Origin of the sequence: Flavobacterium sp. ACN2 (assembly GCF_002303885.1) — a bacterium.
Lineage (GTDB): Bacteria > Bacteroidota > Bacteroidia > Flavobacteriales > Flavobacteriaceae > Flavobacterium.
Map to the genome: position 1 here is coordinate 105,660 of NZ_MRCM01000002.1, position 25,770 is coordinate 131,429.

Below are 25,770 nucleotides of genomic sequence, written 5' to 3' on the forward strand. Positions count from 1 at the left end.
TATGTGTACTTTAAATTTTCTAAATAATATTATTTCAATGCAACTTTAGCTACAGCTGCTTTAACAGTATCAACAACAGCTTTAACAGTGTCAATTACTTTTGCAGTAGAATCTGCAGTTGGAGCAGTTCCTTCAGCTGGTTTTTCAGCCGCTTTTGCAGCAGCAATATCCTGAGCCAAAGTAGTTTTCTCACTTAACCATTTTTTATAGTCTTCTGGAGAATCTACAACAACTTTCATTTGCATATTATAGTGAGATGCTCCACAAATTTTATTACACAATAATAGGTAATCAAATGTATAAGGATCTAAAGCTGTACCACCTTTTGCAACTAACTCAATGCTTTTTTCAGCTCTAAGTTTGTTAATGTTAGCAACTTTTTCAACCATAAATGGTAATTCTCTATATTCCGAAGTAGTATATGTTGGAACGAAAGCAAATTCAGTAACCATACCTGGAACACAGTTCATTTGTGCTCTAAAGTGAGGAAAGTAAGCTGAGTGCAATACATCCTGAGAACGCATTTTAAAGTGAACTTTTTTACCTTTAGGAATGTGCAATTCTGAAACTACGATATCATCTTGAGCATTTGGATCTGACATATCAACTCCTAATGTATTGATTCCTTCGATTAAACGCACGTTAGCTTTTCCTAAAACATTATCCTGTCCAGCATATCTTGCAGTCCATTTAAACTGTTGAGCATATAATTCGATTTCGATTACATCTTCATCTTTATCAACGAACATAATGTTATTCCAAGCGTACAATCCATAAAGAATTAAACAAGCTAAAACTACAGATGGAATAATACTCCAGATCGCTTCTAATTTATTACTATCAGCAAAAAATAATGCTTTTTTATCCTTATGTCCTCTATTTTTAAAAGAAAACCAGTATAATAAACCTTGTGTAATAAATTGAACTAAAAAAATTAAAACCCAAGTAATATTCATTAAATTATCCACTAAAAGTCCATGCTCCGAAGCAGGAGTGTGAAGTGCTAAACCTCCCCATTTTAGTAAACCGTAAATCGTAAATATGTATATGAATGCCAAGAAGCCAAACATAACATACCCTTGAATATTATTATCATTATCTGATGCAACTTGAGAATCGTCCGAAGATGCTCCAACCTGTGTAAGATCAAATATCTTGGTCAATTGCCATAATGCAACTGCTAATAAAACTAAAACTATAATTACCAACAAACTTGTCATCTGTTTACTTCTTTAAATATTAATAATGAAAATGTTTACTTTCTTCGATGAAAGGATTTCTTTTTGCAAGCAAAGGAGATTTAGTTAATGCAGTAAATACAACAAATATAAATAGACCTAAGAAGAAAAGAATCGACGCAATTTCAGGAACTCCAATAAACCATTTGTCTCCTACTGTACCAGGCATGATCATATTAAAGAAATCAACATAATGACCTAATAATATCACAACACCAGCCATAACAATAACCCAGTTAAGACGTTTAAAGTCAGTATTGATTAATATTAATAATGGGAAAACAAAGTTCATAACAACCGCTCCAAAGAAAGGAAGGTTATATAACTGAATTCTTGTTACAAAATAAGTTACCTCTTCTGGAATGTTAGCGTACCAAATCAACATGAATTGAGAGAACCATAAATAAGTCCAGAATACACTAATACCAAACATGAACTTAGCTAAATCATGGATATGACTTGTATTTACATACTCCAAATATCCTTTAGATTTTAAATAGATAGTTACTAATGCAATAGCTGTAATACCACTTACAAAGAAAGAAGCAAATACATACCATCCAAATAAAGTACTAAACCAATGTGGATCAAAAGACATAATCCAGTCCCAAGACATAATAGACTCAGAAACTATAAAGAATACTAAGAATCCAGCAGACGCTTTGAAATTCTTTTTGTAGTAAAGATCATCATTTGCTTCATCTTGTGCCAAACAGTTTTTTCTAGAAATATGACGGTAGATATTCCATCCTAATAAAAAGATAAATGCTCTAGCAATCCAGAAAGGAAAGTTTAAATATCCTGATTTTCCAGCAATGATAGCATCGTAATTTGGGCTTTTAGGATCAGTTACTCCTTCTCCTAACCATACGAAGATATGATTAAAATGTAATCCACATAATACTAAAAGTATAAAGAAGATTATAGAACCAGCTGGCAAATAAGCTGTTATACCTTGCATAACTCTAAACAAAACTGGAGACCAACCTGCTTGAGCAACTTGTTGAATTGCATAGAAAGCTAAAACCCCCATTGAAAGAAGTAAAAAGAAAATACAAGCCACATATACAGCAGACCAAGGCTTATTTTGCAATTGGTGCAATACGTGCTCTAAATGTTTTTCGTGCTCATTTGCACCAGAAACTTCTGCATGCTCAGCTCCTTTGTGAGAGTCATGTGCAACTTCAGCAGCCTCATGATGACCTGCTTCTTTGTGAGATGCCTCCGCTTTTTCTTCATGCGCAGCGCCATGAGAACCATGTTCATCTGCAGCAAGTATTTTTTCAACTTCTTGAATATCTTTTGGTGCGCTTAAAAAACCATACCCAATTCCTAATAAACCAACGGCCATTAAGATGATAGAAAAAGTTTTTAATTTACTTGAAAATGTATACATATCTATTACGATCAGTTTGTTCAACAATTATAATTGGCTTCTTAGTTTCAGAACATAGTCAGCAACTAACCAACGTTCGTGAGCACTTAATTGATTTGCATGTGAACCCATTGCATTTAAACCATAAGTCTCAACATGAAAGATACTTCCTTCAGTGATCTCTCTGTCTTTATAGCTAGGTACTCCAAGAAATTTCTCTCTTTCAACCAATTTACCTTTACCGTTACCAGTTGCACCATGGCAGCTGATACAATAAATATCAAAAAGCTCTTTACCTTTTCCAGAGTTTTTCTCTTCTTCTGTCAAAGGTGATTTTAAATTAGCTTTTGCTAATTCATAACCAGCAGTTGAGTTTTCATATTCATAAGGTTCAAAACCTCTATTGACAGTTCCTTCAACAGGAAGCTGTCCTTCTTTTCCTCCCTTAAATATTTTTGCTTCTGAATATGGCTCGTAAGCAACAGATTCATACATATTAGGGAAATACTGATAGTTCGGTGCCGAATTATTGTGGCAAGATGAAACTAAAATAGTTATACCAACTAAAAGTGTTATTTTATATATCCTTTTCATAGCTACAATTAATTCTTTTCTATTACTTTAACTTCAACAGCTCCAGTTCCTTCAAAGAAAGAAACTAGTTCAGCTTCGTTATCATTTACAGCAACCTCCATTAAAAAGTGGTCATCAGTTGTTCTTACGTCTGGGTTTTCAGCTTCTTTAAATGGCCATAATCTACTTCTCATATAAAAAGTGATTACCATTAAGTGAGCTGCAAAAAACACAGTCATTTCAAACATAATTGGCACGAAAGAAGGCATGTTTTGGATGAAACTAAAACTTGGTTTACCTCCAATATCCTGTGGCCAGTCATGAATCATGATATAACTCATCATAGTTGTTGCAACAGAAATACCAACACAACCATATAAAAAAGCACATATTGCTAATCTTGTTGGTGCTAATCCCATGGCTTTATCCAATCCGTGAACCGGGAATGGAGTAAAAACCTCTTCAATATGATGATGAGCAGCTCTAGTTTTCTTTACTGCATTCATCAAAACGTCATCGTCATTATAAATGGCGTATATAACTTTATTACTCATGATGTGAATCTTTACTGTTTGCTCTTTCTCTAATATAATTATCTCCTGTTCCTTTCAAAATTGTTTTAACCTCTGCCTGAGCAATTACAGGGAATGTTCTAGAGTATAATAAAAACAATACAAAGAAGAAACCAATTGTTCCAATGAAAATTCCAATATCAACAAATGTTGGTGAGAACATTGTCCAAGAAGATGGAAGGTAATCTCTATGTAAAGAAGTAACAATAATTACGAATCTTTCAAACCACATACCGATGTTTACTACAATCGAAATAATGAATGAGAACATGATACTTGTTCTTAATTTTTTGAACCACATAAACTGAGGAGAGAACACGTTACATGTCATCATCGACCAATATGCCCACCAGTAAGGTCCAGTAGCTCTGTTTAAGAATGCATATTGCTCATACTCTACACCAGAATACCAAGCTACGAATAACTCAGTGATATAAGCCACACCTACGATAGATCCAGTAATCATGATAATGATGTTCATTAACTCGATATGCTGTAATGTGATGTATGCTTCAAGGTTAGATACTTTTCTCATAACGATCAACAATGTATTTACCATTGCGAATCCTGAGAAAACCGCTCCAGCAACGAAGTATGGAGGGAAAATTGTTGTATGCCATCCTGGAATTACAGAAGTAGCAAAGTCCATAGATACAATTGTGTGTACAGAAAGTACAAGTGGAGTAGCTAAACCAGCTAATACTAAAGATACTTCTTCAAAACGCTGCCAGTCTTTTGCTCTACCGCTCCAACCAAAACTTAAGATAGAATATACTCTTTTGTTAAATGGAGTAATAGCTCTATCACGAAGCATTGCAAAGTCAGGCAACAAACCAGTCCACCAGAAAACTAATGATACTGAAAGATACGTTGAAATCGCGAATACGTCCCAAAGTAAAGGTGAGTTAAAGTTTACCCACAAAGATCCAAATTGGTTTGGAATAGGTAATACCCAGTATGCTAACCATGGACGTCCCATGTGAATAATTGGAAATAAACCTGCTTGTACTACAGAGAAGATAGTCATAGCTTCAGCAGAACGGTTGATGGCCATTCTCCAACGTTGACGGAAAAGTAATAATACCGCAGAAATTAATGTTCCAGCGTGACCAATACCAACCCACCAAACGAAGTTAGTAATATCCCAAGCCCAGCCAACTGTTTTATTTAATCCCCATGTTCCGATACCGGTAGATACGGTGTAAATTATACAACCTAACCCCCAAAGGAAGGCTATTAATGCGATTGAAAATACAATCCACCATTGCTTGTTTGCAGGCCCCTCAACAGGTGCAGCTACATCTACAGTTACATCGTGATAAGATTTATCACCAATAACTAAAGGTTTTCTAATGGGTGCTTCGTAGTGAGACGACATAATCCTTTATATTGTTTCTTAATTAATAATTTTACTAAGTATTTCTAACTTTAACATGGTAAACCACATTAGGTTTTGTACCTACATGCTCTAATAAGTGGTATGATCTTTCGTCAGCAGCTAATTTAGCAACTTTACTTTCTTTATCATTTACATCACCAAATATCATCGCTCCTGAAGAACAAGCACTAGAACAAGCTGTTTGGAATTCACCATCTCTTACTGGACGGCCTTCGTTTTTAGCTTTTAATTTAGTAGCTTGTGTCATTTGGATACACATAGAACATTTCTCCATAACACCACGAGAACGTACGTTAACGTCAGGATTTAATACCATACGGCCTAAATCATCGTTCATATGATAATCGAACTCGCTGTTTTTGTTGTATAAGAACCAGTTAAAACGACGTACTTTATATGGACAGTTGTTAGCACAGTAACGAGTACCAACACATCTGTTGTAAGCCATATGGTTTTGCCCCTCACGACCGTGAGAAGTTGCTGCAACCGGACAAACTGTTTCACAAGGTGCGTGGTTACAGTGTTGACACATTACAGGTTGGAATGCTACTTGAGGATTATCTCCTGCTTTTTCCATTTCATTAAATGTAGATAATGAACTAGATAAACCAGCAATTCCTTCTTTTCTTTCGTTATCACCTTCAAAAGTGCTTTCAGAAGAATAATATCTATCGATACGTAACCAGTGCATATCACGGCTTCTTCTTACCTCTGCTTTACCAACAACTGGAACGTTGTTTTCTGCGTGACAAGCAATAACGCAAGCTCCACAACCAGTACAAGCATTTAAGTCAATTGAAAGGTTGAAGTGGTGCCCTGTTGTACGATCAAATGATTCCCAAAGATCTACAGTAGTAGCCTCAACTTCTTGGTGATCTAAAGATACCATTGGTTTTTCATTCCAATGTTCAGCATCTTTAGTATTGAATATTTCTAAAGTAGTTTCTTTAATAATATCTCCTCTACCCATTAAAGTTTTCTGACCTTGAACACAAGCAAACTCATGTACACCACCAGCTTTAGCAATAGATACTGATTGAACATTATTGAAACCTTTATATAAAGCGTAAGCATTTAAACCTACTTGCATTTCTTCTTTTAGAGCTGCTTTACGTCCGTATCCAAGAGCTAGACCTAAAGTACCAACTGCTTGACCTGGCTGAACGATAACTGGAACATTTTCCAATTTAACTCCATCAACCGTAATAGTAGCATAACTACCATTTAAACCTCCGTTTGCAACAATTTCGTTTGATAAACCAAGTTTCTTAGCATCAGCATTAGATACTGTAACATAGTTATCCCAAGAAACTCTTGTAATTGGATCTGGGAACTCTTGTAACCATGGGTTATTAGCGTGTTGCCCATCCCCTAATCCTGTTTTAGTATATAATACTAATTCAAAATCACCAGCAGATTTAGATCTTGCAACAGCATTTGCAGCAGTAGCAGCATCAATAGCACCTCCAGACAAAGCTGAAGTTCCAAGAATAGCTACACCATCATGCAATACTTTATTCCAAGAAGCTCCTGCAGTGTAAGCTCCAGAATTTGTTTTTAAGTAGTCATAAAAAGTACCAGCAGTACCATTTACTGACAATAAAACATCTTGAAATTGTTTTGTATTAAAGATTGGGCGAATTGTTGGCTGAGTTAAGCTATATGTTCCGCTTGTAAGCTCAAGATCTCCCCAAGATTCTAAGTAGTGAGGAGCTGGCGCAGCAATTGAAACAATTGATGCAGTTTCGTCTTCTTTTAATGAAAAAGCAACAGACGTTTTAACTTTTTTCAATCCAGATACAAAAGAAGCTGAATCAGCTAAAGTGTAAACAGGATTAACTCCACTCATAATTAAAGTATGAACACTTCCAGCATTCAAATCTTTAATCAACTGTGCAACTGCAACATTAGAACCTTTTCTAATTTGTCTCGCTCCAGCAGTACTAAAAGCTTCACTAGCCAATATTTGATTGATAGCTAAAACTAATAATTGAGCATTTTTATCTTCGATTCCAGATACTAAAACTCCTTTTGAACCAGCAGCTTTAAGCTGTTGCGCAGCTTTTACTACTTCAGTTTTAAAGTTTCCTTCTAAAGCCACAGGAATAGAAGCACCTACAACAATATTATAAATTTGAACTAAAGCTTGCTTTTGAGCAGCTACAGTCATCGGAACACGCTTATCAGCAGCAGCTCCAGATAATGTCATGTTTGATTCAAACTGAAAATGACGAGACATTTTTCCGTTTTGAGGAATACGTCCTTGTGCATATCCTGTATCATATCCTCCACCTTGCCAGTCTCCTAAGAAATCAGCACCAACAGAAACGATTAAAGAAGCTTTTGAAAAATCATAATCAACTAAAGCTCTTTGACCATAAGCAGATTCAAAAGCATCTAAAGCCTCAGATGAAGAAACTGCATCATACACAACGTGCTTAGCGTTTGGATTTTTTGCAATAAACTCAGCAATTAATTTCTCTGTAGATGGACTAGCTAAAGTATTAGTCAATAATACTACCTGCCCACCTTTAGTTTTTGCATCTGCCAAACTTGATTTAATTTTTAAATCAACAGCTGACCAAGAAGAATCTTTACCATCTACTTTTGGCTCTTTCAAACGAGTACTGTCATAAAGCCCTAAGATAGATGCATGAATTCTAGCATTCGCAGAAAATTTAGCTCCTGCAATTGTATTGTTTTCAATTTTAATTGGACGACCCTCACGAGTTTTCACCAAAAGATTAGCAAAATCGAATCCGTCAAAAACTGTAGTTGCATAATAATCTGCAACACCAGGAATGATTTGTTCTGGTTGTAATACATAAGGGATAGACTTGTGAACAGGACCTTCGCAAGCAGCTAATGTTACAGCCGCTGTACTAAACCCTACGTACTTTAAAAAGTCACGACGTGAAGTCCCAGATGTAGATAAAGCCTCAGCGTTACCCAAAAACTCATCAGTAGGAATCTCTTCAACAAATTCGTTATTTCTAAGCGCCTCAACAATAGAGCTATTTTCTAGCTCTTCAACACTTTTCCAGTATTTTTTGTTTGATGACATTGTATATATATATTAAAATCTTAATAAATCGATTAATAGTGGCATTTACCACACTCTAAACCTCCCATTTGCGCTGCAGTTAATTTCTCTACACCGTATTTTTTAGAAAGTTCAGCATGAATTTTGTCATAGTAAGCGTTACCTTCCATCTTAACATCAGTTTTTCTATGGCAATCAACACACCATCCCATTGTTAATTTAGAGTACTGCTTCATGATTTCAAATTCTTGTACTGGACCGTGACAAGTTTGACATTCAATACCTGCAACAGAAACGTGTTGAGAGTGGTTGAAGTAAACAAAGTCAGGTAAGTTATGAATACGAACCCATTTTACAGGCTGTGTTTTTCCAGTATAAGCTTGTTTCGTCTTATCCCACCCAACAGCATCATATAATTTTTGAATTTGAGCATCGTAGAATGCTTTACTGTACTCAGGAGTCGCAGTTGTTTCAGCAACCTCAGAAATATTTTTATGACAGTTCATACAAACATTTAATGAAGGTATACCAGCTGTTTTGCTTACACGAGCAGCAGAGTGGCAATATTTACAATTGATTTCGTTATCACCAGCGTGAATCTTGTGAGAGTAGTGAATTGGCTGAATTGGCTCATAATTCTGATCTACACCTACTTGCATTAAGTATCCGTAAACAAAATAACCACTAGCCAAAAGCAAGAAGATTGAAGTTACTAAAACCAAAAATTGGTTTTTAACGAAAGCTTTCCAAATTGGAAGTCTTGCTTCTTTTGGAGCAATTTCAATACCGTTTTTGTTTGCAACTTTAGTTAAAACCTTGTTTACCATAAACAACATCACAACTAAAATAGCCATTACAAGAGCAAGAGCCCCTAAAATAATGTTATTTGAAATAGCGCCATCCTGAACATTTGTTCCAGGAGGAGTCGCAGCACCTCCCACAGTCGCAGCTGGTTCAGCTTTAGGCTGAGAAGTATAAGCTATAATATTATCAATATCACCTTCAGATAATTGAGGAAAAGAAGTCATTACCGCTTTATTATTTTCCTCAAAAAGTTTAACAGCAACAGGATCACCTGACTTAATCATGTCAGAACTGTTATGCACCCACTTGTAAAGCCAAGCTTTATCATGTTTATCAGCAACTCCACGTAAGGCCGGACCTGTTGATTTAGCATCTAATTTGTGACATGCAGCGCAATTTGCATTAAAAAGTTCTTTCCCTTTTGCTGGATCACCGCCTCCTGCAGCTGGAGCAGCCGCAGCAGCCTCAGGCGCCGCCGGAGCAGCAGCTTCTTGAGCAAATGAAGTTAGGGAGAAAATTAACGTTAGCGATAAGCCAAACAGCAATTTTCTTGAGATCGAATTATGGTTACCCACCTTTTTCATATAGTATAAATAATTGTCTACTAATTTTTGGTATGATTTTTTCTGTAGTAAATCCAGTAAAAACCTATACCCTCTTTTAAAACTTGCACAAAAATACGACTTATGAACTATTCTCAAAACCTTAAAATAGTCTTAATTATCAATTTATATCAATTCTAAATAATATTAAAATTTCACACTCAAACTTTAAATAGTATTTTTGCATAAAAACCATCACATTATGAGAATTTTAAGTCCTTCAAAAAACCTTTTCTTAACAATTACAACGATTGCTTTCGCACACAATATTAATGCTCAAGATCAAAATTTAACACTGAACCAAGACCCTAAATTTGAGCAGCTACTTAACGAAAAGCGCAAAATTAACACGTCAATAAATACAAACGATACTTATAGAATTCAAATCTTTAGCGGTAAAAGCGACGAGGCAAAAAAAACGTTATCGGATTTTAAAAGAGAAAATTCGAATATCGACGGAACCATTATTTTCAGCACTCCAAACTACAAAGTAATTGTTGGAAATTTTAAAACCAGAATAGAAGCAGAAAGAAACCTAGCAGAAATCAAAAAAAGATACAAAAGCGTTTTCTTACTTAAACCTGGAAAATAATCCATTCAAAAAACAAAAAAAGGCGAAATTTTTTATCTCGCCTTTTTTTTGTTTCATTAACATATCTTAAACACTTATCCTTTAAAAAATAAAACCATTTCACTCATTAGAAACCGTCGCATTTTTAATTTTTAATTTACCACTTTTATTCCACTAGCCAAGAAACGAATTTCCTCTTTAGGCGCATTAATAGCGCCTATTTCTGCCTTTGTTTTTTTAGCATCTTTCGCATAATGCTTCAACTCCTCAACTGATGTTACTTTTCTCTCTACACTTCCTTCTAAAACAACATTCTTACCTTTTACTGCCGTTGGCACAAAAAAAGCATAATCTTTCATTTTAACGAAGAAAGATGCCCCGTCATCCGTTTTAACGCTTATCCAACAACCTCTTTTCGGACAAACATCTGTTACTTCTCCCCTAACCGCAACGCTTTCTATTTTATTTGTAGCTTTTAAATCTTTCTGCAATTCCCCTACAGAAATCGCTTTACTCATCAAAGCTTCTGAAACATTTTCGCCATAATAATCTCCAACTGAAGCATTACCTGCTGGCGGAGCTGGTTTTTCTACAGCTTCTTGAGCAAAAGACGAAGTAAAAAAACACACAAACAAAATCATCGAGTAAAATCCTTTTTTCATATTTCATTATTTTTAATTCGGTACACCAAAACTTGAACAAACTAAAATACACATTTATCTCAAATTATTACAGATCAATTTCATCTCAAAATTTCACAAATAAAAAAAGTCCCAATTCACATTGGGACTTTTTAATTATATAATTGAATATTATTTCAATTTCTTTTTGATTGCTACTTCATGGTAAGCCTCAATAACATCATTAATTTCGATATCATTAAATCCTTTTATCTGGATACCACAATCATAACCTTTACTTACTTCTTTCACGTCGTCTTTGAAACGTTTTAAAGCAACTAACTCACCTGTATGAACCACAACTCCATCTCTAATAACTCTAATTTTAGAGGTTCTTAAGATTTTACCATCTGTCACCATACATCCAGCAATCGAACCAACTTTAGAAATTTTGAAAATCTCACGAATTTCAGCATTTCCTAAAATTTCTTCTTTCATCTCTGGAGCAAGCATTCCTTCCATTGCATCTTTCAAGTCATCGATAGCAGCATAGATAATAGAATAGTAACGGATATCGATTTCTTCTTTATCTGCAAGCTGTCTTGCATTTCCTGCTGGACGAACGTTAAATCCGATGATGATTGCATCTGATGCAGAAGCCAAGTTAACATCGGTTTCTGTAATCGCACCAACTCCTTTATGAATAATATTGATCTGAACTTCTTCTGTAGAAAGTTTAGAGAACGAATCTGATAATGCCTCAACAGAACCATCCACGTCTCCTTTAAGAATCACGTTCAATTCCTTAAACTGACCAAGAGCGATACGACGTCCAATTTCATCAAGTGTAATATGTCTTTGTGTACGTACAGATTGTTCACGCATTAATTGAGAACGTTTAGATGCAATTTGTTTTGCTTCTTTTTCGTCTTCAAATACATTAAACTTATCACCCGCTGTTGGAGCTCCATCTAAACCTAAAACAGATACCGGAGTCGAAGGACCAGCACTTAAAATAGTATGCCCTCTTTCATCATGCATTGCTTTAACTTTACCGTGGTGTTTACCAGCCAACATATAATCTCCAATTTTCAAAGTACCTTGTTGCACTAAAATCGTAGACACATATCCTTTTCCTTTATCTAAGTAAGCCTCAACAACAGTTCCTTGAGCTCCTTTATTTGGATTTGCTTTTAGATCTAAAATCTCAGCTTCTAATAAAACTTTCTCTAATAATTCTTTAACACCTGTTCCAACTTTTGCAGAAATATCATGTGACTGAATTTTTCCACCCCAATCTTCAACAAGTAAATTCATACCAGCCAAACGCTCCTTAATTTTATCAACATTCGCGTTTGGTTTATCAATTTTATTGATTGCAAATATAATTGGCACTCCCGCAGCCTGTGCGTGAGAAATTGCTTCTTTAGTTTGCGGCATGATATCATCATCTGCCGCTACTACGATAATCGCAATATCTGTAACTTGAGCTCCACGTGCACGCATCGCTGTAAACGCCTCGTGACCCGGAGTATCTAAGAATGCTATTTTTTGTCCGTTATCTAAAGTAACCCCATATGCTCCAATGTGCTGAGTAATACCTCCTGACTCACCAGCAATTACATTTTCTTTACGAATATAATCCAGTAAAGATGTTTTACCGTGGTCAACGTGACCCATTACTGTCACAATTGGCGCTCGTGTTACTAAATCTTCTTCTCTATCTTCTACAACCTCGATTGCCTCTTCAATATCTACCGTAATGAATTCAACATCATAACCAAATTCATCTGCTACAATAGTTAATGTTTCAGCATCTAGACGCTGGTTCATGGTAACCATGATACCAAGAGACATACAAGTTCCAATTACTTTAGTAATCGGCACATCCATCATGATTGCAATTTCACCTACAGTAACGAACTCTGTAACTTTAATCGTTTTACTTCCTTCGTCAAGAGCTCTTTGCTCATCATCAGATTTCTGACGGTGCGTTTCTCTTTTATCTCTTCTATATTTTGCCGCTTTAGATTTCCCTCCTTTACCTTGAAGTTTTTCAAGAGTTTCTCTAATTTGGTTTTTTACTTCTTCTTCAGTAGGCTCAACTTTTGCTACAATTGCAGGACGGTTTCCTTTTACAAAACCTGGTCTCTGACTTCTGTTCGCATTAAATCCTCCTCCACTATTTTGAGCTGGTTTATTATTCGGATTTGGCGTTCCACCCGCATTACCTGTAGCAGGCTTTGGCGCACCAGGCGTACCCGGTTTTGGACCAATTCTTTTACGCTTATTTTTATTATTTGCGTTGTTGTTATTACCAACACCAGGAGCTCCAGGTTTATTCTGAGCCGCTTTAGGATCTTCTTTCTTCTTCTTAGGTTTATTAAATTGAGATAAATCAATTGTCTGACCTGTAAGAGTTGTTCCTGTAAGTTTTTGGTATTGAGTAGTAATAGTTTCCTCTGAAGTTGTTGGATCAGTAGACACGATTGGCTCCTGAGCAACTTTAGATTCTACTTTAACTTCTTTTTTCTCAGTAATAATAGGTTCTTCTTTTTTTGTTTCAGAAACAGGAGTTGAAACAACTGATTCAGATTTTACTGTTTCATTTTGAACAGGTTTTTCTGGTTGCACAGGTGCAACAACAGCTTTTGGCTCTTCAGCCTTAACCGTTTCCTCAGAAGGAGTAATCGCAGGTTTTTTTGGATTCAAGTCAATTTTACCCACTTGTACAGGTCCCGAAACAACCGCTCTCGCTTTAATTATTTCTTGCTGTTTTTGACGCTCTTCTTCTTGTCTGCGTTTGTCTTCAATTTCTTTCTCACGCTCTACACGTAATGCTTCTTTTTCCTTTCTTTTTTCTTCTCCAACCTCTTTAGAAGCCTCCTTGTTCCCCTTATCGCCCGCAAATTGGCTTTGAAGGATATTAAATTCGCTATCAGAAATTTTTGCATTTGGATTTGCATCAATAGCAATTCCTTTATCTTTTAGATAATCTACAGCTCTTTCTAACGAAATATTTAATTCCCTTAAAACCTTGTTTATTCTTATTACTCTCTCTTCAGACATATAACCTTTTTATTATTACCTTTTTCGTTGTGTTGTTAGAGCAGATCTAAGCCATTGCTTAATTATCAAACTCTTCTTTTAGTATCTTCATAACATCTAGAATCGTTTCCTCTTCTAAGTCTGTTCTTCTTACTAAATCTTCTACGTCGTGCTTCAAGATACTTTTTGCTGTATCCAAACCGATCTTTGCAAACTCTTCAATTACCCACTCTTCGATCTCATCTGAGAACTCTGTTAATTCAACATCGTCTTCATCTGCAACAGTACCGGCAACATCTCCTTCACGAATAACATCTAGCTCATAACCTGTCAATTGACCTGCTAATTTGATATTGTGACCACCTCTACCAATTGCTTTAGAAACCTCTTCTAATTTCAAGAACACTTCAGCTCTTTTGTTATCTTCATCAATTTTGATAGAAGAAACCTTAGCAGGACTTAAAGCTCTTGTTATAAATAATTGAATATTGTTTGTATAATTGATTACATCAATATTTTCATTTCCTAATTCGCGCACAATTCCGTGAATACGAGAACCTTTCATTCCCACACAAGCTCCAACTGGATCAATTCTATCATCATAAGAATCAACAGCTACTTTTGCTTTTTCACCAGGAATACGAACTACATTTTTAACCGTAATTAATCCGTCGAAAACTTCTGGAATTTCTTGTTCAAATAATTTTTCCAAAAACTTCTCTGAAGTTCTAGACATAATAATTTGAGGTTTATTTCCTTTTAATTCAACGCTTTCAATAATTCCACGAACATTATCTCCTTTACGGAAGAAATCTGACGGAATTTGTTTTTCTTTTGGAAGTACAATTTCATTTCCTTCGTCATCCACTAAGATTACTACTCTTGGACGTACGTGGTGTACTTCGGCTGTATAAATATCACCGATAATATCTTTAAATTGCTTGTAAAGATTTGTATTATCGTGTTCGTGAATTTTAGATATTAAATTTTGACGAAGCGCTAAGATAGCTCTTCTTCCCAAATCAATCAATTTTACTTCTTCAGAAACTTCTTCACCAATTTCAAAATCCGCTTCAATTTTTCTTGCTTCAGTCAATGTAATTTCCTCATTTTCAAAATCAAGATCCTCATCAGCAACAATTACTCTTCTTCTCCAGATTTCCATATCACCTTTATCAGGGTTTATAATGATATCGAAATTTTCATCTGAACCGTATTTTTTCTTTAATGCATTTCTAAATACGTCCTCTAAAATTGCCATAAGCGTTACACGATCAATAAGTTTATTATCTTTAAACTCTGAGAATGAATCGATTAATGCTAAATTTTCCATGCGAATTTTTTAATTAAAATTAAAATGTTACCGTAACAACTGCCTCTTTAATTTCTGTATAAGGTATTTGTTGCTCTTTTTGAACTGTTTCTTTTCCTTTTCCTACTTTTTTCGGTTCTCTTGCTTTCCAAGACAAAATTATAAAAACATCATTAGCTTCTACTAATTCTGCTTCTATTTTTTCCGTATTTGTGGTAACAATCAACGTTCTACCAACATTTTTCTTGTATTGTCTTACCATTTTCAATGGCGTTCCTACTCCAACCGATGCTACTTCAAGAGAAAAATCTTGTTCTTCACGATCCAGATTATTCTCGATTGCACGACTAATGTCGATACAGTCTTGCAACGCCACTCCATTATCACCGTCTAAACCAACACTAATTTTAAAAGAATCCGAAACTGCCAAATCAACCAAAAAGACTGATGGTTTTTCCAGAAGAGCTTCTGTAATTAATCCGTTTACTTTTTCTTTAAATGTCATAATTTTATAAAAAGAGGGGACACTTAGTCCCCTCATTATTTAGATTTTAATAAATAACAGTGCAAATATAGTGTTTTTTTTATAAATCAAATAAATTGATTGCTCTAAAATAATTCCGTATCTTTATAATAGCATCAAAACATGTAATTATTCATATTTTTAACCCTCAAAATCATGAAACGAATTTTAGTACCTACCGACTTCTCAGAACATGCAGAAGACGCTTTAAGAGTTGCCGCTCAAATCGCAAAAAAGAACAATTCTGAAATCATTCTTCTACACATGCTCGAATTACCGCAACAATCTAACGACGCTATAGTGGGCGGAACAAGCATCCCTGAAACTATGCTTTTTATGAAAAAAGCAAACGAAACACTAGATGAAGTTGCCTCAAAAGAATATTTAGAAGGAATACCGGTAACTGAAATTGTAAAAATGGACAAACCGATACACGGAATTACGCAAATAGGAAAAGATTATGATGTCGATTTAATAATAATGGGATCTCACGGCTCATCTGGCGTTGAAGAACTATTAATTGGCTCTAACACTGAGAAAGTAGTTAGAAATTCAGAAATCCCTGTTTTAGTCATCAAGAAAAACATCCCAAATTTTAACGCCTCAAACATTGTTTTTGCTTCTGATTTTTCTGAAGAAGCAAAAAAACCATTTGAAAAACTTTTAAGCTTTACGAAACTATTTGATTCAAAACTCCACCTGGTTACCATTTGCACACCTAATAGTTTTAAACCAACTCATGTTAGCGAAAAAGCAATGAACGATTTTGTGGCAGAATTCGACATTACCAATTATACAACCCAAATTTATAATGACACCAATATCGAAAAAGGAATTATCAATTTCTCCAACAGAATAGATGCTGATGTAATTGGAATGTGTACACACGGAAGAACTGGTTTTGCACACTTCTTTAACGGAAGCATAAGTGAAGGATTAGTAAACCATGCCGTTAAACCTGTAATTACATTTAAAATATAAATACAAAAAGCTTCTCAAATGAGAAGCTTTTTTTTACTAATTAAACATTATAGAATTGACAACATTCTTTTATTTGTTATCACAACCCAAGTAAATCTCGTACCTGCTGCACAGTCATACCAAGAAATGCGGCAGCAGCATCAATACCAATAGCATTAACAATTTTTTCGACCTCATCAACCCAGTTCCCTCCTTTTACTTGTTTCATCTCATAAGGAGTTAACTCCGTAAAATCTAAATTCTCCATAGCTTCAATTATTAAATTATTAATCAGTTAAAAACAAAGAAATAGTATGTAGTATTTCCACTACAACAAATACACACAAAACATTGACAATCAATATAATAAATAAAAAAAATATTTTAAAGAAAAACTCCAAGATAGATTTGACAACATTTTTAAATATTTATTTGCATAACAAAAACCAAACAATTAACTTTTTTTCCTTCTAAAAAAAAACTCCTCATTCATGAGCTTTTCAACAAAGTTTATTTGAGCCTTACAACAAAGTTACCAACAAGCTTTATGCGGAACTTTGTCAAATAAATCAAAAAGTACATATCATGAAAACAATAGACAAAATTTACATTAACGGAGAATTTGTTACTCCGCAAGGAACAGAATATTTTGACCTTGTTAGCCCAACAACAAATGAGAAACTAGGAAAAGTTCTTTTAGGAAATAGCGAAGACACCAAAAAAGCAATCGAAGCCGCGAAAAATGCATTCAAAATTTTTTCAAAAACAACAATCTTAGAAAGAATTCAGTACCTCAAAAACATTAAATCTTCTATTGAAAAAAGAAAAGACGACTTTATCAATATAATGATAGAAGAATATGGCGGAACATTTCAATTTGCAAGCGTAAGTTACGATTACATGATAAAAGGTTTTGACTCCACAATCAATCTGCTTAACACCTACAACTTCACCAAAACAATGGGCGAATCTGAAGTTCAAATGGCACCAATTGGCGTTGTAGGAATTATTATCCCATGGAATTCAAGCAACGGCTTTATCAGCAGCAAATTATCTACCGCAATCGCAGCAGGATGCACAACCGTAATTAAACCAAGCGAAATGAGTGCTCAACAAACACAATTAATTACCGAATGTCTTCATGAAGCAAATCTCCCGAAAGGCGTATTTAATATTGTAAATGGTTTGGGAGAAATTGTTGGAGCAGAAATAAGCAGAAATCCAGATATTGCCAAAATATCTTTTACAGGATCAACCAACGTTGGAAAAATAATCGCAAAAGAGGCTGTTAATACGATGAAAAGAGTCACCCTCGAACTTGGCGGAAAATCTCCCAACATCATTCTAGACGATGCCGATTTCTCAAAAGCCATTCCGCTTGCACTTGGAGCAGCGTTTATGAATAGCGGACAAGCTTGTATTGCAGGTACTAGGTTACTGATTCCAGAACATAAACTAGAAGAAACAAAACTTCTCATTAAAGAAATAGCTTCAAACTTCATTGTCGGCGACCCAAAAAACCCAAATACAGCCGTAGGACCAATGGTTAGCAAAAAACAATACAATCGCGTTCAAGATTATATCCAAACCGGAATTAATGAAGGCGCAGAAATACTGATAGGAGGATTAGGAAAACCAGAAGGATTAGAAAACGGAAATTTTGTTAAACCTACAATCTTTACCAACGCAAACAATCAAATGCGTATTGCACGAGAAGAAATATTTGGACCTGTTCTATCTATTATTACTTATAAAACCGAAGAAGAAGCAATCGAAATTGCGAATGACACCACTTATGGATTACAGGCTTACGTGAGTTCATCAGATTCAAAAAGAGCCTATACCGTCGCATCACAAATTAATGCTGGCCGCGTACAAGTTAACGGAATCGGCCATGACCCGATGGCTCCTTTTGGAGGATTTAAACAATCAGGAATCGGACGCGAATTTGGAACACTTGGCCTAGAAGCATACTTAGAACCAAGAGCATTAATTCAGCCAAAATAATCCTCATTAATCTGGAAATCTTTCTGTTTAAAGATTTCCAGATCTTTTAGTATTTTTACAATATGAGCACAGAAACACATACAAAGCCAAAAATACTCTACTCTTGCTACTACTCACGAAGCCGAGAAGGAGAACATTTTATACCCGAACATGTTTTTAGCTATCAGATTTCTGGCGAAATGATCGTTACAGACAATCAAAATACTTTTCACTCAAAACCAGGAGACTTCCGTTTTAGCAGAAGAAATCATTTGGCCAAGTTTACGAAGATTCCGCCCGAAGGAGGAGAATTCAAAACCATTTCTCTTTTTCTCGATCAAGAAATCTTAAGGGAGATTAGCAAAGAGCACAACATAAAAGCAGATAAGAAAGCTGACACAGATGCTATGTTCTCATTAGCTCCCAACCCACTCTACAAATCTTTTATGGAATCACTGATATCCTATTTAGAAGTCGACGAAGAAAACAACGAAGCTTTATTCAATTTAAAAATCAAAGAAGCTATTCATCTTTTATTAAAAGTAAATCCTGAATTAAAAGACATTTTATTTGATTTTAATGAACCTGGAAAAATTGATCTAGAAGCTTTTATGAACAAAAACTTCCACTTTAATGTTCAAATGCATCGATTCGCCTATCTTACAGGGAGAAGTCTAGCAACATTTAAAAGAGATTTTCAGAAAGTATTTGAACAAACGCCCGGAAAATGGCTTTTAAACAAAAGACTTCAGGAAGCTTATTATTTAATCAGCCAAGGAAATCCGCCATCAGAAGTATATATTGGTGTTGGTTTTGAGGATCTTTCACATTTTTCATTTTCATTTAAAAAGAAATTCGGAATCGTTCCCTCTTCTTTAAATCACAAATAAAAAGACCAAGGCGATTCAAAATCAACACTTAAAAAGAACAACCACTCATTTTAAATTTACGGCATAAAAAAAGCCTCTCATTTCTGAGAGGCTTTTCTGTTGGTCTACTAGGACTCGAACCTAGAAAGACGGCACCAAAAACCGTAGTGTTACCATTACACCATAGACCAGCAGTGCGGTTAAGCGGGTGCAAAATTAAAACTTTATTTAATTTATGCAAATTTTAAGCAAAACTTTTTTAAATAAAAAAAAGTCTCTCATTTCTGAGAGACTTTTCTGTTGGTCTACTAGGACTCGAACCTAGAAAGACGGCACCAAAAACCGTAGTGTTACCATTACACCATAGACCAGCAGTGCTATTAGCGAGTGCAAATTTAAGTCTTTATTTAGTTTGTGCAAACTTTTTGGCCAAAAAAAATCATTTTTTTTAATTTTTCTCCGTTTGAAATCCCCAACAACAATAGAAGTTCCTCATAAACAACATATTGCTCTTTCCCGATAGTTTTATAGAATTTTTTGTTAATGCTCGTTTCTTTACATAAAAAAACATTTTCTTTGTAGGATAGAAAAACACTCAAATTTTTAACACCTAAATATGGCACAATTCAATTTCAATAAATGGAATACAATTATTGGTTGGTTTGCATTTGCAATCGCTTTAATAACTTATACATTAACAGTAGAACCTACAATGAGCTTTTGGGATTGCGGAGAATATATTGCTACCGCAGCTAAACTTGAAGTAGGTCACCCACCGGGAGCTCCACTTTTCCAGATGATGGGTGCATTTTTTGCAATGTTTGCAATAGATGCTCAACATGTGGCTCTAATGGTTAACATGATGTCTGTTTTCTCTAGCGCATTTACCATATTATTTATGTTCTGGTCTTCTTCTATGATCTTAAAAAAGATTGTGGCTCGTTTTGCAGAAATTGACCAAAACAATTCGATTGTTATTTTAGGAAGCTCTTTTGTTGGGGCTTTGGCTTATACGTTTTCTGATAGTTTTTGGTTTAACGCAGTAGAAGCCGAAGTTTATGCAATGGCATCTTTATTAATCGCATTGCTTTTCTGGCTTGGTTTACGTTGGGAGCAAGACATGGACAAACCAAAAGGAAACAAATGGCTTTTAATTATTTCGTTGGTTGTAGGTCTTTCGTTTGGAGTTCACTTCATGGCTCTCTTGACTATTCCATCTATTGGATTCTTATACTATTTCAAACACTACGAAAAAGTTACAATCAAAAATTTCATTATTGCTAACATTGTAGTTATTGGAATTCTATTGTTCATTTTCAAATTGCTTCTTCCTCTTACTATGGCGTTTTTCGGAAAAACCGAAATCTTCATGGTGAATAGCATGGGACTACCATTCAATTCAGGAACTATCTTTGTTGCATTAGTATTTATTGCGTTTTTCTATTTTGGATTAAAATACACGAGACAAAAAGGATTAATATTCTACAACACTATTATATTATGTGTTTTATTTATCCTGATTGGTTTCTCAACTTGGTTAATGCTTCCTGTTCGTGCAAATGCGAATACCGTTATTAACGAAAACAAACCATCAGATGCTACTGAAGTTTTAGCTTATTATAATCGTGAGCAATATGGTGTAAATCCTTTGTTTTACGGACCTCAATACACGGAACTTTTTGCTGGTCTTGATGCTAAAACACCTTATTTAGACAAAAAACCAAACTACGAAAGAGATTATAAAACAGGTAAATACATTATTACCAATAATTATAAGAATGCAGAACAAAATTCTGACGATAACCAGAAAGCAATTCTGCCAAGAATGTGGAGTACAGAAACGGGTCACATTCAAAACTATATCAACTTTACAAATCCTCCGAAGTTCCGAATCAATCCTAATTACAATTATGATGAAGATTTGGCAAAATACGGAATCGATGCTAGCCAATTAAGCGAAGATGAATACAATAAAGCTACGGCTCAATTGCGTAATGAGGTTGAAAAAACAGTTTCTGAATTCAGAAAAGCTTACGCTCAAAAACAAATTGACAACGAAGGTTACGTAAAATTCTTAAGAAGCTACGGCGAGTATTTACTTATCGAAAAACCTTCTACAGCAGACAACTTCAGTTTTATGTTTGAATACCAATTTGGATATATGTACTGGAGATATTTAATGTGGAATTTTGTTGGACGCCAAAACGATGTTCAAGGTAAATACGATAATCTTGACGGAAACTGGATTAGCGGGATCAAAGCTTTAGATTCTGTTCATTTAGGTTCTCAAGACAATTTGCCTTCTGATGTATTAAATAACAAAGGGCGTAATGTTTATTATTTCCTTCCGTTTATTTTAGGATTAATTGGTATTATGTACCATGCCAATAAAGATTTGAAGAGTTTCTATGTTCTTCTGGCTTTGTTTTTATTTACAGGAATTGCACTAAAAATATATTTAAATGAAAGACCTTTTGAACCTCGTGAAAGAGATTATGCTCTTGTAGGTTCCTTCTATGTCTTTGCCATCTGGATCGGATTTGGTGTTTATTCGCTTTATGAAAGTCTGCAGAAATACTTGGCTCCAAAAATTGCTGGACCAGTAATTATTGCTGGAAGTTTATTGGCAGCTCCTGTTTTAATGGCTTCTCAAAACTGGGATGATCACGATAGATCTGGAAGATATACAGCAGTTGCTATGGCAAAAGCTTATTTAAGTTCTTGCGATAAAGATGCTATTTTATTTACCATTGGAGATAACGACACCTTCCCTCTTTGGTATGCGCAGGAAATTGAGCATTTTAGAACCGATGTGAAGATTGTAAATACAAGTTTATTTATGACAGATTGGTACATTGATCAAATGAAAGCGAAGTCTTACGAGTCAAATCCGTTGCCAATTTCTTTTGTCCATAGCCAATATGTGGGAGATAATTTGGATTACACAGCTTACATCCAGAAAATTGATACACGCTGGAACATTAAAGATTTTATCGATTTTATCAAAAACCCTAAATCGACTGTTGGTTTACAAAACGGACAAACTATCCATTTCTACCCAACAAACAAGATTAGAGTGAATGTTGACAAAAACACTATTATTCAAAATAAAGTAGTTAATCCTAAATATTACGATTCTATTGTCCCTTATTTAGACATTGATATCAAAGGAAGCGCATTATACAAAAACCGTTTAATGATGCTTGATATCTTAGCAAATAACAACTGGAAAAGACCAATCTATTTTAGTGGTGGTGCTTTTGATGATGAAGATTATTTATGGTTAAAAGATTATCTGCAATTAGACGGAATGGTTTATAAATTGGTTCCAGTTAAAAACACTCCTTCGAAAGATGGCGGACCATTAGATATGGGACAAATCGATGCAGATAAAATGTACGATATTGTAATGAAATGGGATTGGGGCAATAGCGAAAGTGAAAAAATCTATCACGATCCTGAAACTAGAAGAAACAGTATTACATACCGTACGAATCTTTCGAGATTAATGAATCAGCTTATTGCTGAAGGCAAAATTGATAAAGCCAAAAACATAATCAATTTAGCAATGACCAAAATGCCTTTAGACAAATATGGTTATTATTCATTGGTTGAAGCTTTTGGAGATGGTTATTATAAAGTTGGTGAAAAAACTAAGGCGCATGACCTTTTAAATAAATTAGTTCAGAAATATAAAGAGAATCTAAACTATTACAGCACATTGCCTCCTTCTGATCAAACTTCTTTAGCAGTAGACATTATTACTGATATTGAACGTTACAGAAGCTTGCTACACGTAATGGACGACAATAAAGACACTGCTTTTTACAACCAGCACAAAACTACGTTTAACACTTATGTAAATGTTTTTGAGCGTTTTGGACGTGAAAAAGAGTAATTAATATACGCAAATCTTACTTATTAAAAAAATGCAGCGCTGTTTGATAAATAGCGCTGCATTTTTTAATTTTATACTATTGTAATTTTAATTCAAAATGGGCTTCTATTGGGTAAAAACTAACGCATTTATCAAAAAGGTGTTTTCTAAATATTGCTGGGATATTCCTAACAACGAAAAGAAAATATACCTCACTTTTGATGATGGTCCTACTCCAGAAATTACAGATTGGGTTTTATCTGAATTAAAAAAATTTGATGCTAAAGCCACTTTCTTCTGTATCGGAAAAAACATTAATGCTAATCTGGCTTTGTTTGACAAGTTAATCACCGACGGACATTCAATTGGAAACCATACCATGAATCATGTTAATGGATGGAAAAGCCACACGAATGAATATATTGAGAATGTACAAAACTGCGCCGCTATTTTAGACGAGCAAGAGAAAACCCCTCACCGTTTATTATTTCGTCCTCCTTATGGAAAAATTAAAAAAGCACAGTCTAAAATTCTTAGAAGCTTAGGCTATAAGATTGTAATGTGGGATGTTTTAAGTGCTGATTTTGATCAAAGTATTACGCCAGAAAAATGTCTTGAAAACGTAACGAAAAATGTAAAATCAGGTAGCGTAATTGTTTTTCATGACAGTATTAAGGCTTCTCCAAATTTAAGATTTGCCCTGCCTAGAACACTGCATTTTTTAAAAGAAAACGGATATAAGTTTGATATTATTCACTAAATAACATCAATTAAAAGAAGTTATTTAGACATTAAATTGTTCTTGAACAATTCCGATAATAGTATTAGCATCAAGCTCTCCAGATTGTCTCCAGATCATTTGTCCTTCTTTGTAAATCATTAAAGTGGGAAGTCCTTTAATACGAAGTGCTTCTGCGAGTTCCTGATTTTTATCTACATCAATTTTGATTACTTTGGCTTTATCGCCAAGTGCAGCCGCTACGTCCTTAATAACAGGATGCATAGAAACCGAAGATTCATTCCAATCTGTGTAAAAATCAATTAACACTGGAACTTGGGCATTTATTAGTTCTCCAAATTTTGACATAAAACCAAAAATTTAAGTTTTTTAAATCTCTTAAAAGAAATAAATATTATACAAATGTAGCATTTTTAACGAATTAAGCGACATTACGGCCTTTTTTTAGTTCAATTACTGTTATTTCAGGCATAATTCCAACTCGTCCTGGATAAGCGTGAAAACCAAATCCGCGGTTAACATAAACGTATTTTCCGACGTTTTCGTACAAACCTGCCCACTGTTTATAAATGTATTGTGCCAAACTCCATTTAAAATAACCTGGAATTTCAATTCCAAACTGCATACCGTGAGTATGGCCAGCAAAAGTCAGATGAAAATTCTTTGGATGGTCTTTAATTTCAGCATCCCAATGGCTCGGATCATGGCTCATTAAAACTTTAAAATCGTCTTGATGCACATTTTCTGAAGCTTTGTTTAAATCGCCTGCTTTTTTAAAATTCACTCCCCAATTCTCTACTCCAATCAAAGCGATTTTATCGTCACCTTTTTGAATATAAGTATGCTCATTCAACATTAATTTAAAACCAATCTGACCATAAAGGTCTTTAATCGCCTTAAAATTTTCGTCTTTTTCTTTTTCAGAAGGCCATGTTACGTATTCGCCATAATCATGATTTCCTAAAACAGCAAACTTACCATATTTATAATCTTTAATACGATTGAAAGTTTCCAGCCAAGGATGCATTTCTTTGGCGTGCGTATTTACAATATCTCCTGTAAACAAAATCAAATCTGCTTCTTGGGCATTGATCAAATCAATAGCATAATTAATTTTCTCCGGATTATCAAAACTTCCGCTGTGAACATCAGAAATCTGCGTGATTTTAAAACCGTCAAAAGCATCTGGAAGATCTGGAAAAAATATGGTTTGTTTGATTACTTTGAAATTATATTTCCCTTCAAAAATTCCGTAAATAATAGAAAGAAACGGAATTGCCGCCAAACCTAAAGCAATCTGACTTACAAATTTTCTTCTGTCGGGCATCATCTCCTTTCGCGGAGTATTGTAAACAAAATAATTCAGTATACTGGCACCTATTCTAATAATATCCTCGCCAAACATTATTAATGTAAGTACAATTTTTGGCACATATACGACAAGCATCAAACCTGTAGTAAACATAAATTGCCTAGTCTGACCAACTGATCGGTCTACCTGCGAAAAAGAATAGATAATAAAAATTAAAACCAGCAAGCTTATAACTTGATAGCCAATCAAAACCCAACGTGCTTTGATTAAAGTTCGAAAAGCCTGATAAGAATAGAACTCAATAAATAATAAAAGAGCGCATAGAATTATAAAACGAAAGATCATTT

Annotated in this window: 20 protein-coding genes and 2 tRNA genes; 6 read left to right on the forward strand and 16 right to left on the reverse strand. The window is 34.7% G+C overall.

Annotated features, from left to right (window positions below; all coding sequences use genetic code 11):
• Window positions 1-29: 29 nt before the first annotated feature.
• The 7 genes from BSF41_RS02385 to BSF41_RS02415 are packed head-to-tail and all read right to left on the reverse strand — an operon-like array spanning window position 30 to window position 9,588.
• Window positions 30-1,220: a cytochrome c oxidase subunit II gene (locus BSF41_RS02385; RefSeq protein WP_095927928.1), complete on the reverse strand. Its 1,191-nt coding sequence runs from the start codon at window positions 1,218-1,220 to the stop codon at window positions 30-32.
• A gap of 19 nt (window positions 1,221-1,239) precedes the next feature.
• A complete protein-coding gene (locus BSF41_RS02390; RefSeq protein WP_095928198.1) occupies window positions 1,240-2,634 on the reverse strand; it encodes a quinol:cytochrome C oxidoreductase in 1,395 nt (464 codons plus the stop codon).
• Between the two features lie 27 nt (window positions 2,635-2,661).
• Window positions 2,662-3,207 (reverse strand): cytochrome c, encoded by a 546-nt coding sequence (locus BSF41_RS02395; RefSeq protein ID WP_095927929.1) that lies wholly within the window; start codon window positions 3,205-3,207, stop codon window positions 2,662-2,664.
• Between the two features lie 8 nt (window positions 3,208-3,215).
• Window positions 3,216-3,740, reverse strand: coding sequence for a DUF3341 domain-containing protein (locus tag BSF41_RS02400; protein WP_095927930.1), 525 nt, complete (start codon window positions 3,738-3,740; stop codon window positions 3,216-3,218).
• A complete protein-coding gene (nrfD, locus tag BSF41_RS02405) occupies window positions 3,733-5,136 on the reverse strand; it encodes an NrfD/PsrC family molybdoenzyme membrane anchor subunit (protein ID WP_008466839.1) in 1,404 nt (467 codons plus the stop codon). The genes BSF41_RS02400 and nrfD overlap by 8 nt, the downstream gene beginning before the upstream one ends.
• 34 nt (window positions 5,137-5,170) lie before the next feature.
• A complete protein-coding gene (locus BSF41_RS02410; RefSeq protein WP_095927931.1) occupies window positions 5,171-8,221 on the reverse strand; it encodes a TAT-variant-translocated molybdopterin oxidoreductase in 3,051 nt (1,016 codons plus the stop codon).
• A 32-nt stretch (window positions 8,222-8,253) separates the two neighbouring features.
• A complete protein-coding gene (locus BSF41_RS02415) occupies window positions 8,254-9,588 on the reverse strand; it encodes a c-type cytochrome (protein WP_095927932.1) in 1,335 nt (444 codons plus the stop codon).
• Window positions 9,589-9,808: 220 nt separating this feature from the next.
• Here BSF41_RS02415 and BSF41_RS02420 point away from each other — a divergent pair, with 220 nt between their 5' ends.
• Window positions 9,809-10,198, forward strand: coding sequence for an SPOR domain-containing protein (locus tag BSF41_RS02420; protein WP_095927933.1), 390 nt, complete (start codon window positions 9,809-9,811; stop codon window positions 10,196-10,198).
• Window positions 10,199-10,329: 131 nt separating this feature from the next.
• Here the strand turns inward: BSF41_RS02420 and BSF41_RS02425 are convergent, their stop codons facing one another.
• The 4 genes from BSF41_RS02425 to rimP all read right to left on the reverse strand — a co-directional run bounded on the left by BSF41_RS02425 (window position 10,330) and on the right by rimP (window position 15,662).
• Entirely contained in the window at window positions 10,330-10,839 is a 510-nt protein-coding gene (locus BSF41_RS02425) for a DUF4920 domain-containing protein (RefSeq protein ID WP_095927934.1), read from the reverse strand.
• 150 nt (window positions 10,840-10,989) lie between these two features.
• Complete coding sequence (infB, locus tag BSF41_RS02430) at window positions 10,990-13,866, reverse strand: translation initiation factor IF-2 (protein ID WP_095927935.1); 2,877 nt, start codon at window positions 13,864-13,866, stop codon at window positions 10,990-10,992.
• 58 nt (window positions 13,867-13,924) lie between these two features.
• Window positions 13,925-15,178 (reverse strand): transcription termination factor NusA, encoded by a 1,254-nt coding sequence (nusA, locus tag BSF41_RS02435; protein ID WP_095927936.1) that lies wholly within the window; start codon window positions 15,176-15,178, stop codon window positions 13,925-13,927.
• Window positions 15,179-15,197: 19 nt separating this feature from the next.
• Window positions 15,198-15,662, reverse strand: coding sequence for a ribosome assembly cofactor RimP (rimP, locus tag BSF41_RS02440; protein ID WP_172426838.1), 465 nt, complete (start codon window positions 15,660-15,662; stop codon window positions 15,198-15,200).
• Window positions 15,663-15,836: 174 nt separating this feature from the next.
• Here rimP and BSF41_RS02445 point away from each other — a divergent pair, with 174 nt between their 5' ends.
• Window positions 15,837-16,661, forward strand: a complete 825-nt coding sequence (locus BSF41_RS02445) for a universal stress protein (protein ID WP_095927938.1) — start codon at window positions 15,837-15,839, stop codon at window positions 16,659-16,661.
• Between the two features lie 79 nt (window positions 16,662-16,740).
• Here BSF41_RS02445 and BSF41_RS23675 read toward each other — a convergent pair whose 3' ends face one another.
• Window positions 16,741-16,908 carry a hypothetical protein gene (locus BSF41_RS23675; protein ID WP_172426839.1) on the reverse strand — a complete coding sequence of 56 codons (168 nt, stop codon included), beginning with the start codon at window positions 16,906-16,908 and terminating at the stop codon, window positions 16,741-16,743.
• Window positions 16,909-17,225: 317 nt separating this feature from the next.
• On the opposite strand from BSF41_RS23675, the gene BSF41_RS02450 reads away from it, so the two are divergent.
• Together BSF41_RS02450 and BSF41_RS02455 are read left to right on the forward strand one after the other, a co-directional pair.
• A complete protein-coding gene (locus BSF41_RS02450) occupies window positions 17,226-18,647 on the forward strand; it encodes an aldehyde dehydrogenase family protein (protein ID WP_095927939.1) in 1,422 nt (473 codons plus the stop codon).
• Window positions 18,648-18,709: 62 nt separating this feature from the next.
• Complete coding sequence (locus BSF41_RS02455) at window positions 18,710-19,516, forward strand: AraC family transcriptional regulator (RefSeq protein ID WP_095927940.1); 807 nt, start codon at window positions 18,710-18,712, stop codon at window positions 19,514-19,516.
• A gap of 99 nt (window positions 19,517-19,615) precedes the next feature.
• Here the strand turns inward: BSF41_RS02455 and BSF41_RS02460 are convergent.
• Both BSF41_RS02460 and BSF41_RS02465 read right to left on the reverse strand, forming a co-directional pair.
• Window positions 19,616-19,686: transfer RNA gene (locus tag BSF41_RS02460), tRNA-Gln, on the reverse strand.
• A gap of 109 nt (window positions 19,687-19,795) precedes the next feature.
• Window positions 19,796-19,866: transfer RNA gene (locus tag BSF41_RS02465), tRNA-Gln, on the reverse strand.
• 245 nt (window positions 19,867-20,111) lie between these two features.
• Between BSF41_RS02465 and BSF41_RS02475 the strand changes: the two genes are divergently transcribed.
• On the forward strand, window positions 20,112-23,393 hold the full coding sequence (locus BSF41_RS02475; RefSeq protein WP_095927942.1) for a DUF2723 domain-containing protein: 3,282 nt from the start codon (window positions 20,112-20,114) through the stop codon (window positions 23,391-23,393).
• A gap of 97 nt (window positions 23,394-23,490) precedes the next feature.
• Entirely contained in the window at window positions 23,491-24,132 is a 642-nt protein-coding gene (locus BSF41_RS02480; protein WP_095927943.1) for a polysaccharide deacetylase family protein, read from the forward strand.
• Between the two features lie 24 nt (window positions 24,133-24,156).
• Here the strand turns inward: BSF41_RS02480 and BSF41_RS02485 are convergent, their stop codons facing one another.
• Together BSF41_RS02485 and BSF41_RS02490 are read right to left on the reverse strand one after the other, a co-directional pair.
• A complete protein-coding gene (locus BSF41_RS02485) occupies window positions 24,157-24,459 on the reverse strand; it encodes a co-chaperone YbbN (RefSeq protein WP_008466807.1) in 303 nt (100 codons plus the stop codon).
• 73 nt (window positions 24,460-24,532) lie between these two features.
• The gene (locus BSF41_RS02490; RefSeq protein WP_095927944.1) at window positions 24,533-25,768 is read right to left on the reverse strand and encodes a metallophosphoesterase; all 1,236 of its coding nucleotides are present in this window, start codon (window positions 25,766-25,768) and stop codon (window positions 24,533-24,535) included.
• Window positions 25,769-25,770 lie beyond the last annotated feature (2 nt).

Bases quoted from the DNA above. Each gene is read 5' to 3' on its own strand.
- BSF41_RS02395 (WP_095927929.1), bottom strand. From the start codon at position 3,207: ATGAAAAGGATATATAAAATAACACTTTTAGTTGGTATAACTATTTTA.
- BSF41_RS02385 (WP_095927928.1), bottom strand. From the start codon at position 1,220: ATGACAAGTTTGTTGGTAATTATAGTTTTAGTTTTATTAGCAGTTGCA.
- BSF41_RS02490 (WP_095927944.1), bottom strand. From the start codon at position 25,768: ATGATCTTTCGTTTTATAATTCTATGCGCTCTTTTATTATTTATTGAG.
- rimP (WP_172426838.1), bottom strand. From the start codon at position 15,662: ATGACATTTAAAGAAAAAGTAAACGGATTAATTACAGAAGCTCTTCTG.
- BSF41_RS02425 (WP_095927934.1), bottom strand. From the start codon at position 10,839: ATGAAAAAAGGATTTTACTCGATGATTTTGTTTGTGTGTTTTTTTACT.
- BSF41_RS02390 (WP_095928198.1), bottom strand. From the start codon at position 2,634: ATGTATACATTTTCAAGTAAATTAAAAACTTTTTCTATCATCTTAATG.
- nusA (WP_095927936.1), bottom strand. From the start codon at position 15,178: ATGGAAAATTTAGCATTAATCGATTCATTCTCAGAGTTTAAAGATAAT.
- BSF41_RS02410 (WP_095927931.1), bottom strand. From the start codon at position 8,221: ATGTCATCAAACAAAAAATACTGGAAAAGTGTTGAAGAGCTAGAAAAT.
- BSF41_RS02400 (WP_095927930.1), bottom strand. From the start codon at position 3,740: ATGAGTAATAAAGTTATATACGCCATTTATAATGACGATGACGTTTTG.
- nrfD (WP_008466839.1), bottom strand. From the start codon at position 5,136: ATGTCGTCTCACTACGAAGCACCCATTAGAAAACCTTTAGTTATTGGT.
- BSF41_RS02450 (WP_095927939.1), top strand. From the start codon at position 17,226: ATGAAAACAATAGACAAAATTTACATTAACGGAGAATTTGTTACTCCG.
- BSF41_RS02485 (WP_008466807.1), bottom strand. From the start codon at position 24,459: ATGTCAAAATTTGGAGAACTAATAAATGCCCAAGTTCCAGTGTTAATT.
- BSF41_RS23675 (WP_172426839.1), bottom strand. From the start codon at position 16,908: ATGGAGAATTTAGATTTTACGGAGTTAACTCCTTATGAGATGAAACAA.
- infB (WP_095927935.1), bottom strand. From the start codon at position 13,866: ATGTCTGAAGAGAGAGTAATAAGAATAAACAAGGTTTTAAGGGAATTA.
- BSF41_RS02475 (WP_095927942.1), top strand. From the start codon at position 20,112: ATGGCACAATTCAATTTCAATAAATGGAATACAATTATTGGTTGGTTT.
- BSF41_RS02445 (WP_095927938.1), top strand. From the start codon at position 15,837: ATGAAACGAATTTTAGTACCTACCGACTTCTCAGAACATGCAGAAGAC.
- BSF41_RS02480 (WP_095927943.1), top strand. From the start codon at position 23,491: ATGGGCTTCTATTGGGTAAAAACTAACGCATTTATCAAAAAGGTGTTT.
- BSF41_RS02420 (WP_095927933.1), top strand. From the start codon at position 9,809: ATGAGAATTTTAAGTCCTTCAAAAAACCTTTTCTTAACAATTACAACG.
- BSF41_RS02455 (WP_095927940.1), top strand. From the start codon at position 18,710: ATGAGCACAGAAACACATACAAAGCCAAAAATACTCTACTCTTGCTAC.
- BSF41_RS02415 (WP_095927932.1), bottom strand. From the start codon at position 9,588: ATGAAAAAGGTGGGTAACCATAATTCGATCTCAAGAAAATTGCTGTTT.